Annotated in this window: 11 protein-coding genes; 2 read left to right on the forward strand and 9 right to left on the reverse strand. The window is 72.8% G+C overall.

All coding sequences use genetic code 11. From position 1 onward, the window contains the following. Nucleotides 1-32: 32 nt before the first annotated feature. From ACIBQ8_RS13840 to ACIBQ8_RS13865, 6 genes are all read right to left on the reverse strand, one after another. Complete coding sequence (locus ACIBQ8_RS13840; protein ID WP_397175540.1) at nt 33-725, reverse strand: ABC transporter ATP-binding protein; 693 nt, start codon at nt 723-725, stop codon at nt 33-35. Then, nucleotides 715-1,644 (reverse strand): ABC transporter ATP-binding protein, encoded by a 930-nt coding sequence (locus tag ACIBQ8_RS13845; RefSeq protein ID WP_397175542.1) that lies wholly within the window; start codon nt 1,642-1,644, stop codon nt 715-717. Before ACIBQ8_RS13845 ends, ACIBQ8_RS13840 begins: the two co-directional genes overlap by 11 nt. Then, nucleotides 1,641-4,235: an FtsX-like permease family protein gene (locus ACIBQ8_RS13850; RefSeq protein WP_397192070.1), complete on the reverse strand. Its 2,595-nt coding sequence runs from the start codon at nt 4,233-4,235 to the stop codon at nt 1,641-1,643. Before ACIBQ8_RS13850 ends, ACIBQ8_RS13845 begins: the two co-directional genes overlap by 4 nt. After that, a complete protein-coding gene (locus ACIBQ8_RS13855; protein ID WP_397175546.1) occupies nt 4,232-7,291 on the reverse strand; it encodes an ABC transporter permease in 3,060 nt (1,019 codons plus the stop codon). Before ACIBQ8_RS13855 ends, ACIBQ8_RS13850 begins: the two co-directional genes overlap by 4 nt. Before the next feature lie 207 nt (nt 7,292-7,498). Then, nucleotides 7,499-7,768: a 30S ribosomal protein S20 gene (gene rpsT / locus ACIBQ8_RS13860; protein ID WP_106235424.1), complete on the reverse strand. Its 270-nt coding sequence runs from the start codon at nt 7,766-7,768 to the stop codon at nt 7,499-7,501. 130 nt (nt 7,769-7,898) lie between these two features. Next, complete coding sequence (locus ACIBQ8_RS13865; RefSeq protein WP_397175547.1) at nt 7,899-8,888, reverse strand: hypothetical protein; 990 nt, start codon at nt 8,886-8,888, stop codon at nt 7,899-7,901. A gap of 55 nt (nt 8,889-8,943) precedes the next feature. Here ACIBQ8_RS13865 and lepA point away from each other — a divergent pair, with 55 nt between their 5' ends. Beyond that, on the forward strand, nt 8,944-10,779 hold the full coding sequence (lepA, locus tag ACIBQ8_RS13870) for a translation elongation factor 4 (RefSeq protein ID WP_397175549.1): 1,836 nt from the start codon (nt 8,944-8,946) through the stop codon (nt 10,777-10,779). Between the two features lie 4 nt (nt 10,780-10,783). On the opposite strand, the gene ACIBQ8_RS13875 is transcribed toward lepA, so the two are convergent. Beyond that, nucleotides 10,784-11,065, reverse strand: a complete 282-nt coding sequence (locus tag ACIBQ8_RS13875) for a hypothetical protein (protein WP_397175551.1) — start codon at nt 11,063-11,065, stop codon at nt 10,784-10,786. After that, a complete protein-coding gene (locus tag ACIBQ8_RS13880; RefSeq protein ID WP_397175553.1) occupies nt 11,062-11,355 on the reverse strand; it encodes a hypothetical protein in 294 nt (97 codons plus the stop codon). Before ACIBQ8_RS13880 ends, ACIBQ8_RS13875 begins: the two co-directional genes overlap by 4 nt. 76 nt (nt 11,356-11,431) lie before the next feature. On the opposite strand from ACIBQ8_RS13880, the gene ACIBQ8_RS13885 reads away from it, so the two are divergent. Beyond that, nucleotides 11,432-11,914 carry a GNAT family N-acetyltransferase gene (locus tag ACIBQ8_RS13885; RefSeq protein WP_397192071.1) on the forward strand — a complete coding sequence of 161 codons (483 nt, stop codon included), beginning with the start codon at nt 11,432-11,434 and terminating at the stop codon, nt 11,912-11,914. A gap of 4 nt (nt 11,915-11,918) precedes the next feature. On the opposite strand, the gene ACIBQ8_RS13890 is transcribed toward ACIBQ8_RS13885, so the two are convergent. Next, nucleotides 11,919-13,412 carry a DUF6297 family protein gene (locus ACIBQ8_RS13890; protein ID WP_397192072.1) on the reverse strand — a complete coding sequence of 498 codons (1,494 nt, stop codon included), beginning with the start codon at nt 13,410-13,412 and terminating at the stop codon, nt 11,919-11,921.

Genomic DNA, 13,412 nt, shown 5'->3' on the forward strand with positions numbered 1-13,412 from the left:
GGTCAGGTGAGGACGGGGGAGGAGCGGGCGGGTCAGGTGAGGGCGGCCTCGCGGACGACGCCGTCGCTGATCTCCAGCACCCGGTCGGCCAGCGTGATCAGGCTGGGGTCGTGCGTGGCGACCAGCGCCGTCACCCCCTCGCTGCGCACCAGCGCGCGCAACAGCTCCATGATCTGCCGCCCGGTCTGCGAGTCGAGCTGTCCCGTCGGCTCGTCGGCCACCAGCAGCCTGGGCCGGTTGCCCAGAGAGCGGGCGATCGCCACCCGCTGCCGCTGCCCGCCCGACAGCTCGTACGGCCGCTGGTTCATGTGCTTGTCCAGCCCCACCAGCGCCAGCAGCAGCCGGACCCGCTCCTCCCGCTCGGCGGACGGCACGCGGGCCAGCCGCATCGGCACCCCCACGTTCTCGGCCGCCGACAGCACGGGGATCAGCCCGAACGACTGGAACACGAAGCCCACCACGTCCCGGCGCAGCGCCAGCAGGGCGTCCTCGGACATGGACGTGACCTCGTGCCCGTCCACGACGACCCGTCCGGCGTCCGGACGGTCCAGGCCGCCGATCTGGTTGAGCAGCGTGGTCTTGCCCGACCCCGAACGTCCGCGGACCGCCACCAGCTCGCCGGGGAACACCTCGAAGGACACCTCGCGCAGCGCGACGACCTCCTTGGGCCCGCTCCGGTAGACCTTGCGGACCCCCTCCACCACGACCAGGGGCTCATTGCTCATGGGAAGGCTCCTCTCGGGCGGGCCAGACGCCGATGTGGTCGGATTCGAGTTCGAGGCGCACCCGGCGTTCCATGTCCAGGGCGTTCATGAAGTCGCGGGGGAGCTGCAGGCGGCCCACCCGGTCGAGCACGGCGTACTCCTCGGCGACGATCTGCCCCTCGGCGCCCTCGCGCCGCAGCGTCTCGCTGCTGGTACGTCCGTCGCGGATGCCCACGGTGCGGTCCACCTGCTCCGACACCAGCGGGTCGTGGGTCACGATGACCACGGTCACGCCGAGCTCCCGGTTCGCCTTGCGCAGGGATTCGAAGACCTGCTCGGACGTCTCGCTGTCCAGCTCGCCGGTGGGCTCGTCGGCCAGGATGAGCTGCGGCTCGTTGGCCAGGGCGACGGCGATGGCGACCCGCTGCTGCTCGCCGCCCGACATCTCGGGCGTGCGGCGGTCGGCGCAGTAGCCGACGCCGAGGAGCTCCAGCAGCTCGCCGGCGCGGGCGCGGCGCGCCCGTCCGCCGCCGGCCAGCTTCATGGGCAGCTCGACGTTCTCCCTGGCGGTCAGGTACGGCAGCAGGTTGCGCGCGGTCTGCTGCCAGATGAAGCCCACCACGGAACGCCGGTAGCGCAGCCGGTCCTTGGCCGTCATCGCCAGCAGGTCGGTTCCCGCGACCCTGGCCACCCCCGCGGTCGGCACGTCGAGCCCCGACAGCACGTTGAGCAGCGTGGACTTGCCCGACCCGGACGCGCCGACGATGGCCACCAGCTCGCCCTTGTCGATCACCAGGTCGAGGCCCTGCAGGGCGACGACCTCGACGCCCTCGGTCTTGTAGATGCGCACCAGGTTGTCGCAGACGATGTGCGCGTCGGCGCCGAACGCGGTCTTCTCCCGCGTGGCCTTGGCTTCCAGCTCTGACAGGGTCGGGTTCATGTGAGGTCCCCCACTCGAAGGACGGCGCCGATGCTGCGACGGCGGCTGATGGCGGTGTGCGTGTACGCGCCGAGCACGGCCACGACGGCCAGCCCGGCCGCCAGCGCGGTCGGCGTGATCAGGTCTAGGGAGTAGTCGCCGACGGGCAGGTCGCCGGCGTAGGAGGACAGGTCGACGCCCGGCCCGAGCGCCGCGGGCAGCCCGAGGCCGAGCAGCAGGCCGGCCAGGGCGGTTAGCAGGATCATCGGCATGATCTCCAGGACGGTGAGCCGCTGCGCCTGCCGGTCCGACAGGCCCAGTGTGCGCAGGAACGACAGCGCCCTGGCCCGGTCGGCCGCGCCGATCACCAGCGAGAGGATGACGGCGACCAGCGCGTACGCGGCCAGCGCCACCGTGACCACGACCAGCGTGGTGCGCACGGTGCTGGTCAGCGGGTCGTCCTGGATGGCGGCCAGCGCCTGGGCCTGGGATTCCACGGTGCTGAGCGGGACCAGCCGGTGCAGCTCGTCGAGCGCGGGGTTGCCGCTGATGAGCAGGGTGTTCACGGCGGGCCGCACGAGGGACTCCATCGGCAGGATCACGAACTTGCCCTGGTTGTAGAAGCCGGGCACGGAGGTGATCACACCGCCCTCGCGCACCTTGAGCCGCGACTGCCAGCCGATCTCGTACGTGCCCCGCCCCTTCAGGTCGGGCGAGACGAAGGCGCCGCCGCTCCCGGTGGGCACCTCGATCGGCGCGTCCACCAGCAGCCGCCGCCACTCGGGCAGGTTCACGGCGATGGCCTCGGCGCGCTCGGCGCCGTACCCGATCTGGACCCGTCCGGTCTGCGCGAGCACGACCTGCCCGACGCCGGCGACCTTGCGCACCCGCTCGATCACGTCGGCCGGGATCTCCACCCGGGACGTCACCTTGACCGGCGCGCCCACCTGCTGCCAGGACGCCAGCCGCTGCGTGCTCACCAGCCCGTCGGAGATCACCGCGGCGAACACCGACACGCCGAGCGCGGGCAGCAGGATCAGCACCGGCAGCACCGACGCGGAGCGCGCCCTGGCCGCCCTGGTCAACCCCAGGAACGGCACGGCCCCGGGCCGCCGCGCGGTCAGCCGGACGAGCAGCCGCAGCGGGTACGGGTAGCAGCGCAGGATGATCACCGCCGCGGCGAGCGTCAGCGCGATCGGCACCACCAGCAGGAACGGGTCGAACCCGGCCGAGGCGGCCAGCCCGCGGGTGCGCAGCAGGTACGCCCCGGCCAGCGCGAGCACCACGACCAGCACCTCCAGCGTGAGCCGGCGGGCGGACGGACGGGCGGTGCTGACGTCCGCGCGCTGCTCGTGCAGCGGCACCCGGTGGGTGACGGCCAGCCCGGCGGCGGTGAACCCGACGGCGGCCACCATCACCAGCAGCGGTCCGACGTGCACGATCGGCAGCACGGGCCCGGGGACGAACCAGGACAGCCCGTACCCGGCGAGCCCGGCGGGCACGACGGCGAGCGCGGTCAGCGCCGCGCCGGTGCCCGCCACCTGCCCCAGCGACCCGCCACGCGCCCGCGTCAGCGCCAGCGTGTGGTCGAGCCGGCCGGACAGCAGCTGCACCGCCAGCACGATCACGCCGACCGCGACCAGCAGCAGGCCGCCGAGCACCAGGTACATCACGGTCTGCGCGGTGGACTGGGCGGCCAGGAAGTCCGTCAGCAGCTTGGGCAGCGCGGTCACCACCCGGTACGGGCTGTACGAGCCCGACGCCTGCAACCCGATCACCCGCTCGAACTCGCTGACGGCCGCCTGGAGGTCGGTCGTGGCCAGCGCGTCCGCTTTGTCCGGGGCGACGGGCAGCACCCAGTTGTAGGACAGGTTGCGCCCGTCGCCGCTGAGCGCGGTCAGCCCGGCGTCGGACATGATCGTCGTGATGTGCTTCTCGAACTCCAGCTTGCCCGGCGGCAATATCCGGGTGACGGACAGGATGTCGCTGTTGTGGCTCCAGTAACGGTCGCCGGCCTGCTTGGCCTTGAAGGCGCCGACCAGCTTCACCGCCACGTAGTGGCTCTCACCGAGCACCTTGACCTGGCCGATCTTCAGGTCCATCGCGGTCAGCGCGGACTCGACCAGGCCCACCTCGATGAGCGGGATCGTCTCGCCCTCGAAGCGCATGGTCGAGGGCTTGCCCGGCGCCTGCCCCTGGACCCAGTCCACCCGCCGGTCGGCGTCGGACAGCCAGCCGAGGTTCATGAACATGGTCCCGCCCGAGCCGTGGATCGGGGTGACCACGGTCTTGGCGCTCATGTGGCTGTCGCCCGTGCCGGCCGGCACCACCAGCGGCCGCAGCGCCGCGGGCACGAGCTGGCGCCAGCGCCGGTCCCTGGACTCGAACTGGTCGCGCTCGTGCAGGTCCTCTTCCTTCGACATCGACCCGACGGTCACGGTCAGGTCGGCCTGCTCGGCGGAGGCGGTCCGCAGCGCGTCGCGCAGCGCCTGGTCGAACGACGACTGCATCGCCCTGGGCAGCCCCGCGACGAGCAGGCAGGCGCTCAGCGTCAGCACGAAGAGCACGGCCACCGCGCCCAGGTGCGTGCGGGCCAGCAGCGGGATCCTCACTGTTCCTCCCGAATGCCGAGACCCTGCCTGCGCAGGTTGCGCGCCAGTCCGGCGACGATGGCGAGCAGCACGGCGGCCACCCCGGCGAGCATGGCCCCCGTGGCGCCCCACGGGATGTCGAGCACCACGCCGGGGGTGACCGCCGACGCCTGCCCGGTCAGCACGATGTGCGGCACCACGAGCATGCCCACGACCACGGCGAGCCCGGTCCCGGCCGCCAGCGACAGCCCGATCACGAACGTCTGCTCGATCGCCAGCATCCCGAACACCTGCCGGGAGCTCACGCCGAGCGCCCGCAGGATCGCGAACTCGTTCATCCGCTCGCGGGCCGCGACCGCCGCGTTGACCAGGAAGCCGAGCGCCGCGAACACCAGCGCCGCGAGGAAGCCCAGCATCAGCGCGCCCTGGAGGCCGCTGGCCAGCGGGTCGTCCTGCATCTTGGCGGCCAGGGTGCGCTGGTCGATCGCGGTGACGTCCCATGCGGGGCGGCCGGTGAGCGCCGCCGCCGCCCGGCCGTCCGGGGTGGCGAGCCACCACTCGGTGGCGGGCCTCGGCAGTTGCGCCGCCGCCAGATCCTGCGCCTGCATCGTCCCCCAGTCGGCCAGTACGGCGTGTTGCCCGGCGGTCGTCGTCGGCATCGTCTCCACGACCGCCACGACCTTGACGTCCATGACCCTGCGGTCGATGCTGGCCCGTCCCACCTGGCCGACGCCCAGCTTGAGCGACTCGGCCAGACCGGCGGTCAGCACCACGGGCAGCGGCCCCTGGACGGGCGGCGACCCGAAGAGGGCCGTCGCGGGCTGCCGCCCGGTCGCCTTCACCGACACGGCGGGCGCGGTCACCGGCCGCCCGTCGGCGCTGATCCCGGTCACCGTCAGGCTGCCGCTGCCCGAGGGCGGCGCGCTCGCGACCAGCCCGCGCAGCGACAGCGGGTAGGTGATCTTCCCGCTCCGCCCCGCCAGCGCGGCGAGGTCCACGTCGAGGGTGTTCTCGCCCGCCTTCAGCACGCCCAGCGACACGTCGCGCCACACTCCGAGGGCGTCGGACAGGACCAGCCGCACCGGCAGTTCGGCGTCCGCGGTGGCGCGCAGGGTGAGCGCGGCCGGCTGTCCCGGCAGGTCCAGTTTGCCGGCCTGCGGCCCGGCCAGCGCCCGGGAGATCTCCGCGACGGGCCGGTCGGCCAGGTCGGGGCGGAGCTGGAACAGCGTGCCGAGCTTGGCCGCGTCGATCCCGATGAGGATGGCGTTCTCGCTGCTGACCTCGGTCTGGCCGCGGAAGACGGGCGAGGCGGCGGTCACGCCGGGCAGGGCGGTGAACGCCGTGCCGCGGCCCAGCGGGCCGAGCTCGGGGGCGTCCGGCGGGCCCGACAGGCGCAGGTCGGCCCCCGCCTGGTGGCGGGCCTGGTCGAGCTGGGAGGCGCGCCAGGTGGCGGCGGTGGCCATGGACACGATGCCGATGGCGATGGCCATGGTGAGCAGCAGCGCGGGGCCGGCGTACTTGAGCGGGCGCCTGCTGACCTGCCAGGCGCCGAGCGCCGGGGCGAGGGATGGACGCCTGGAGGTGATCCGCTCGGCCACCGCGGAGATGCGCGGGACCAGCCGCAGGCCGAGCATGCCGCCGGTGAGCAGGGCCAGCGCGGGACCGGAGATGATCAGCGGGTCGATGCCGAGCCCGCCGCCCGCGGTCGTGGTGACCGGCGCGCCGTAGTGCTGGAGCTGCCAGATCGCGAGGCCGGCCACGACCAGCAGCGCGACGTCGGCGCCGGCGCGCTGGATCAGCCCGCGCCCGCCGCCGCGCCCGCGCGCCGACTGCTCCTCCACGTACGTGCGCCGCGCGCCCGCCAGCGCGGGCAGCACCAGCAGCACCGCGGAGGCCACGGCCACGGCCACCGACACCAGGAACGTGCCCAGGCCGGCCGAGGGGTCGAGCCGCACGCCCGACGCCTTGATCCAGGGCAGCCGGCTCACCAGCCCGAGCAGCGGCGGCCCGAGCAACGGCGCGACGATCGCGCACGGCACCGCGACCAGCATCGCCTCGCCCCCGGCCAGCGCGGCCAGCCGCAGCGTGCCCGCGCCGCGCGAGCGCAGCAGCGCCACCTCCATGCGCCGGTGGTCGGCCAGCAGGCGCGCGGTGAGCATCAGCGCGTACGCCGCCAGCAGCAGCAACTGCAGCACTGGGATCAGCATGGTGGAGCGGGCCACCAGCGAGGCGGTGTCGAGCTGGGTGAGCATCTCGGGCAGGCGGCTGGTGGTCACGCAGCTCGGGCACTCGCCGGCCTTCAGGTGCGCGCCCACCTCGCCGACCGCCGCGGCCAGCGGGCGCAGCTGGGCCGGCGTCAGGGAGCGCAGGTCGGGCTCGGCGGTCCAGGTGGCGTTCACATTGGTGGCGAAGCGGCCGATGAACGTCTCGCGGGAGACCATCAGCGGCCCGTACGTGGTGAAGTCGCCGCGTTCGACGCCTCTGCTGAGCAGTTGCTCCCCGGTCCAGCGCTCGCCGAAGGGGTCGTCGAGCTGGAACACGCCGGTGATGCGCACCTGGACGGGCTCCGGCGACAGCCGTCCCACGGTGGTCAGCTCCTGGCCGACCTTGAACCCGGCCGCCGAGGCCGCCGACAGCGAGACCGCCGCCTCCACCCGGCCGTCGGCGGGCTTGGGCCAGGCGCCGGAGACGAGCTTGGCGTGCTGGTCGAGGCCGTCGTAGCTGCCGAACCTGAGCAGTTCGGGCCGCTCGCGCTTCTCCTGGCCGGGCATGGCGTAGGAGTCGGAGCGGAAGCTCGTGGTGAGCGCCGGCGCCTTGGTGTACGCCTTGGTCAGTTCGGCGCGGACCGCCCGGTCGTAGACGGGGAACGTCTTGTCCGTGACCGGCGCGCTGATCGTCGCGGACGTCTGGCGCAGGGAGGCGGTCTCCATCGTCCTGCGCACGCCGGCGTCGGCGATGGAGGAGGCGTACATGGTCAGCGCCACCAGCGTGGTGGTGGCCAGCAGGATCGAGCCGAACGCGGCCAGAAGGAGCAACGGCTCGCTGAACGCCCGTTTGACGACCAACGGCCCCCGCATGTGTCCCCCTTCGTCCGTTTAGTGAACCCTCACGGAGAGGGCGGACGGGAAGCAAGTGATCTTGTTAAGGGATGCTCAGCCGATACCCGGCGGCGATGCCGATGTGATATCAAAACTGTGACAAAAAGTGCACAAAACCAAGAACGCCGCACCCCATGAAGGAGTGCGGCGTCAGCGCGCGCCCGGACTTCGCCGGACGGCGGGAGCTTACTTGGCGGCCAGAGCGGCAGCCTGCTTGGCGATCGCCGACTTGCGGTTGGCGGCCTGGTTCTTGTGGATGACGCCCTTGCTGACGGCCTTGTCGAGCTGGCGGGCGGCGACGCGCTGCAGCGCCGCGGCCTGCTCGACGTCGCCCTGCTCGGCGGCCTCGCGGAACTTGCGGACGGCCGTCTTCAGAGAGGACTTGACCGCCTTGTTGCGCAGACGCGCCTTCTCGTTCTGCTTGTTGCGCTTGATCTGGGACTTGATGTTCGCCACGAAGAAGCCTCGGTGAAAGTCTAAGGATGGATGGGGCGCGCGGGCTCGAGAGAGGGCGCGCCACACGCAAGTGAACAGGGTACCAATAACCCAGGTGGCTGCTCAAATCAACGCCCCGGGTGCTCCCAGTTTAGGCCAGCCAGCGGGTCATGTACTCCTTCCAGTCCTCTTCGGTGGCGGCGAAATCGACGTACAGGGCCAGGCCGAAGCGCTCGCGGCGGCCGTGCTCGGACAGGGCCAGCCGGGCGCCCTCGGCGGCCGTCGCCACGCTCTCGGCGGCGTCCAGCCAGGGCAGGCCGTGGTCGTGGTAGGCGGGGGCGCCGACGAACAGGGACTTGTCCCGCGGGACGAGGTCGAGGGCGAGCGCGGCCTGTCTGGCCACGTGGCCGCCGTACAGGGACTGGGCGGGCGCGCCCGAGTCGTAGGTCATGATCGCGACCTGGTCCACCCGGTTCACGACCTCCTGGAAGTAGCCCTGCGACCAGTACTTGTCGTGGCCGAGCGCGAGCCTGGCCGCCGGGCGCATGAGGGGATAGGGCTCGATCTGCGGGGTCGAGGCGGACAGCAGCCTCGTATGGGCCCGCGTGCGTTCCAGCAGGTCGAGGAACTCGGTGTCGCCGTCGCCGATCGGCTCGAAGTTGTAGTGGACGCCGTCGTAGCCCGCCTTCATGACGGCGGCCACGCCGGCCAGGACGTTCGCGCGGGAACGGGCGTCGTCGAGGTCGAGGCCGTTCTCGACGGACTGGCCCAGCCAGGCGGAGACGCGGACGCCGGGCAGGTGCCGATGCATCCATGTCACGAAATCTGCTGCCTTGGGGTGCTTGGCGGGGTCAAGGCGGCCGTCCCGCTCGAACGGGCCGGAATGGACGTACACGTCCTTGATGCCGGTGGTGCGCAGGCGGGCGGCGAGTCGTTCCACGTCCCGCTCCGTACGGCGGCCGTCGACCCAGGCGTGGCCGAGCCAGAGGGCGTCGTTGCCGGTGCTCTTCGCCCAGGCCGCCGGGGCACCGGTAAACTGGAGGCGGAGCGCGACGGCGAGCAGGCCGGCCAGCGCCACCACGACGGCCAAGGCCAGCGCGATCAGGCGCAGGCCGCGGCGGACGACGGTCCGGATCATCATCTGGGCATGTCACCATGAAAGACGCTTGACCTCAACCCTGTCGAAACGGACTTCGGTGCGCACTCAGCCTGGCCAGACCGACCCCGCGTTGATCCGCAACTTCTGCATCATCGCGCACATCGACCATGGCAAATCGACCCTTGCCGACCGGATGCTGCAGATCACCGGCGTGGTCGACGACCGCTCCATGCGCGCCCAGTACCTCGACCGGATGGACATCGAGCGCGAACGCGGCATCACGATCAAGTCGCAGGCCGTGCGCCTGCCCTGGGACGGCCACGTCCTCAACATGATCGACACCCCCGGGCACGTCGACTTCACCTACGAGGTGTCCCGCTCGCTGCAGGCGTGCGAGGGCGCGATCCTGCTGGTCGACGCCGCGCAGGGCATCGAGGCGCAGACGCTGGCCAACCTCTACCTGGCCATGAACGCCGACCTGCACATCATCCCGGTGCTCAACAAGATCGACCTGCCGGCGGCCCAGCCGGAGAAGTTCGCCGAGGAGCTGGCCGGCCTGATCGGCTGCGACCCCTCCGACGTGCTCAAGGTGTCCGGCAAGACCGGCGTGGGCGTGCGCGAGCTGCTCGACCACGTGGTGGCGACCGTCCCGGCGCCCGTGGGCCAGGCCGACGCCGCCGCGCGGGCGCTCATCTTCGACTCCGTCTATGACACCTACCGCGGCGTCGTGACGTACGTCAGGGTCATCGACGGCCATCTGAGCAAGCGCGAGCGCATCCTCATGATGTCCACCAACGCCACCCACGAGACGCTGGAGATCGGCGTCATCTCGCCCGAGCCCAAGCCCGCCGAGCGCGGCCTCGGCGTCGGCGAGGTGGGCTACCTGATCACCGGCGTGAAGGACGTGCGCCAGTCGCGCGTGGGTGACACCGTCACCTCCTCGGTCAAGCCCGCCAAGGAGATGCTGGCCGGCTACGAGCACCCCAAGCCGATGGTGTTCTCCGGGCTCTACCCGATCGACGGCGACGAGTACCCCGAGCTGCGCGAGGCGCTCGACAAGCTCCAGCTCAACGACGCCGCGCTGATCTACGAGCCGGAGACCTCGGCCGCGCTCGGCTTCGGCTTCCGTGTCGGCTTCCTCGGCCTGCTGCACATGGAGATCGTGCGCGAGCGCCTGGAGCGCGAGTTCGGCCTGTCGCTGATCTCCACCGCGCCCAACGTGGTCTACCGCGTGGTGATGGAGGACGGCAAGGAGCTCACGGTCACCAACCCGTCCGAGTTCCCGACGGGCGGCAAGATCGCGCAGGTCTTCGAGCCGGTCACCAAGTCCACGATCCTGGCGCCGGCCGAGTTCATCGGCGCGATCATGGAGATCTGCCAGGGGCGGCGCGGCCAGCTCCTCGGCATGGACTACCTGTCGGAAGACCGCGTCGAGATCCGCTACACGCTGCCGCTCGGCGAGATCATCTTCGACTTCTTCGACCAGCTCAAGTCGCGCACCCGCGGCTACGCCTCGCTCGACTACGAGCCGGCCGGCGAGCAGGAGGCCGAGCTGGTCAAGGTCGACATCCTGCTGCAGGGCGAGGCCGTCGACGCCTTCAGCGCGATCGTCCACAAGGACAAGGCGTACTCCTACGGCGTCGACATGGCCAAGAAGCTGCGCGAGCTGATCCCGCGGCAGCAGTTCGAGGTGCCGATCCAGGCCGCCATCGGCGCCCGGGTCATCGCCCGCGAGAACATCCGGGCCATCCGCAAGGACGTCCTGGCCAAGTGCTACGGCGGTGACATCTCCCGTAAGCGCAAGCTGCTGGAGAAGCAGAAGGAGGGCAAGAAGCGGATGAAGATGGTCGGCCGCGTCGAGGTGCCCCAGGAGGCCTTCGTCGCCGCGCTGTCCACCGACTCCGGCGCCGCCGCCGACAAGACCAAGAAGTAGCCGACTACGGGCCCGGCACGGCGGGCGTTCGCGCGAGCGCCCGCCAGTGCCGGCCCGGGTCGGGGAGCAGGCGGCGGGCCCGCAGGTCCATCAGGCCGCCGACGCCGGTCAGCTCGGCGGCCGGCTCGCCGTCCGCGCCCCTGAACTCCTGCCTGACCCCGACGCCGGCCGCGCGCAGGCACTCCCAGCGGGCGTGGTCGCCGTACTGGTGGTAGACCACGTTGTCGAGGTGGCCCCGGGTGTCGAGCTCGTAGCCGCGTACGGCGATGGGCACCGAGAAGGTCATGATCGTTCAGCCAGCCAGGCGTGCGATTTGGCGGTGAGGTAGCGCAGGCCGTCGTCGCCGAGCTCCACCCATTCGCCGCGGGCCCAGCCGCCCGTGGTCTGGGGGGCGAAGCCGTGCCGCTGGAACAGCGCCGACGCCTCCTTCTGGGTGAGGCCGCGGCGTCCCCATTCCGCGATGACGCGGGCCGTGCGCTCGGCCTCGTCCGGCTCCTCCTCGCCGAGCGCGGCGGCCAGCTCCTCCAGGCCGCGGGCCATCAGGCGCAGCGAGGCCTGCACGCGGGCGATGTCCATCGGCGCTCCTCCATCGCTATCCGATTGGCAGCGATAGCTTAGCGATGGAAGCGGATACCCTGAAAGGGTGGAAGTGGTGCATACGGAACGAATGGTCCTCTCCCGGATCCGCCCGGAGGACCTCGAAGCCGTGCACGAGATCCACTCCGACCCGCGGACGAACGTCTACAGCGCCGCCGGGCCCACCGTCGACCTGGAGGCCAGCCGGGTCATGCTCGACCTGTGGCTGGCCGACTGGGCGGACCGGGGGATCGGCTACTGGGCCGCCCGGCTGACGGAGGGATCGCAGGTGCTGGGCGTCGGCGGCCTGCGGCACGCGGCCCTGGACGGCGCGGACGTGCTCCACCTGTACTACCGATTCCGCCCCGCCGCCTGGGGCCACGGGTACGCGGTCGAGCTCGCCAGGGCGGCCCTGCGCGTCGGGCGCGACCTCGGCACCGTGGTCGCCCTGATCGGGGACGGCAACGAGCCCTCCCGCCGGGTGGCGGAGAAGGCCGGCCTGCACAGGGAGCGCACGATCCCGTACGGCGGCGTGCCGAGCGACCTCTACGTCGCCTGACCGCTCACGGGCGGGGGCCCCGACGGGAGCTCACCAGGACGCCCGCCAGCGCCACCAGGCCCGCCACCGCCTGGGCCGCCAGGAACCCGCCCGCCGCGGCCGGCCCGGTGGCCAGCGCGACCACCGCGGGCAGGCAGCCGAGCAGCGCCAGGTCGGCGCCCGTCGCCGCCCACAGCACCGGGCCGGTCGGGATCGTGCCGGCGGGGGTGTCGATGACCGGCATCGAATGGTCGACCGGCCCCCTCCTGGCCATCCGCAGCGCGCCGGCCGCGAGCGCGGGCGCGGTGAGCAGCCCGAACACCCACGTGCCGGACGGAAGGCCGCCCACCGCCGCGACGCCGGCCAGGGCCAGGGTCGCCCACGCGCCGCCCAGCAGGCCGGGCAGCAGCGCCCGCGCCGCCAGCGCCGGACGCCGGCCCACGCCGATCAGCCGGGCCAGGGCGGGGTTGTCGGCGTCCCGGCGCGCGCCGGACGTACCGGACGCCGCCACCGCCAGCGCGCCGCCGAGCACGACCAGCCCGAGAGCCGCCGGAGCGGCGCCCGCCTGGGCGAACACGGCGGGCAACGCCGCGCTCGCCGCCGTGGCCGCCAGCCGCCAGGGCCGGCGGCCGAGCCGCACCCAGTCCTGCCAGGCCAGCGCGAGCGGCGCGGGCATTCCCGGCCACGCCCGCGAGGCGAGCTTCCTGGCCCGCCAGTGGTTGTCCTCGGCGATCCAGGTCAGCGCGCCGGGATCGAGGGTGACGGCGGCGCTGGTGACGTGCCCGGCCCGGGTGGAGGCGGTCAGCAGCAGACGGGTGGGGATGGCGGCCAGCGACCCCCACGCCCGGCGGGCCAGGACGGCGGCGAGCGCGGCCATGGCCGACGCCGTGGCCGCCAGCGCCGGCAGGGGCGCGTTCGCGGCGGCCGCGAGCGCCGTACGGGCCTGGCCGCTCACGGCGACCACGGCCAGCAACAGGAGCGCGACCAGCACGCCGGTCAGCCACAGGTTCCAGGTCGGGGAGGACTGGGCGAGCATCGCCAGCGCCATGCCCGCCACGCTCGCCGCCGTCGCCACCGCCAGCGCGGCCAGCAGCCGCCACACCAGCGCGCCCGGCGCGCCGAGCGCCGCCAGCAGCCCGAGCCCGAGCAGCAGCCCGGCCACCAGCGCGACGACCATGAGCAGCCGCCCGGAACGCCCGAGCAGCCGCCGCCGGTCCAGCGGCGAGGTCAGCAACCAGGACGCCTCCGCCGCGGGCAGCATCACCGGCCCGGCCGCCCGCGCCAGCGCCAGGCAGCCCGCGAACCCCAGCAGCACCAGGGCGACCCCCGCGCCCATCCGCCCCGGCTCGACCGTCCCGCCCAGGCCGGAGACCACCGAGGACAGCGGCTGCCCGACGACGGCGAGCAGCATGCACAGGCCGAACAGGCTGACGTAACGATCGACCAGCCCGGCCCGGGCCCGCCCGCGCGCCCGGACGAACGCCCGCACCGACCGCACGCTCACCTCGCCCGCGCTCAC

The sequence above is a fragment of the Nonomuraea sp. NPDC049646 genome (assembly GCF_044465525.1).
Taxonomy (GTDB): domain Bacteria; phylum Actinomycetota; class Actinomycetes; order Streptosporangiales; family Streptosporangiaceae; genus Nonomuraea.

What these genes read in the sequence shown, in the direction of transcription:
- ACIBQ8_RS13840 (WP_397175540.1), bottom strand. Translation starts at nt 725, where the DNA reads ATGAGCAATGAGCCCCTGGTCGTGGTGGAGGGGGTCCGCAAGGTCTAC.
- ACIBQ8_RS13845 (WP_397175542.1), bottom strand. Translation starts at nt 1,644, where the DNA reads ATGAACCCGACCCTGTCAGAGCTGGAAGCCAAGGCCACGCGGGAGAAG.
- ACIBQ8_RS13855 (WP_397175546.1), bottom strand. Translation starts at nt 7,291, where the DNA reads ATGCGGGGGCCGTTGGTCGTCAAACGGGCGTTCAGCGAGCCGTTGCTC.
- ACIBQ8_RS13865 (WP_397175547.1), bottom strand. Translation starts at nt 8,888, where the DNA reads ATGATGATCCGGACCGTCGTCCGCCGCGGCCTGCGCCTGATCGCGCTG.
- ACIBQ8_RS13875 (WP_397175551.1), bottom strand. Translation starts at nt 11,065, where the DNA reads ATGACCTTCTCGGTGCCCATCGCCGTACGCGGCTACGAGCTCGACACC.
- ACIBQ8_RS13880 (WP_397175553.1), bottom strand. Translation starts at nt 11,355, where the DNA reads ATGGACATCGCCCGCGTGCAGGCCTCGCTGCGCCTGATGGCCCGCGGC.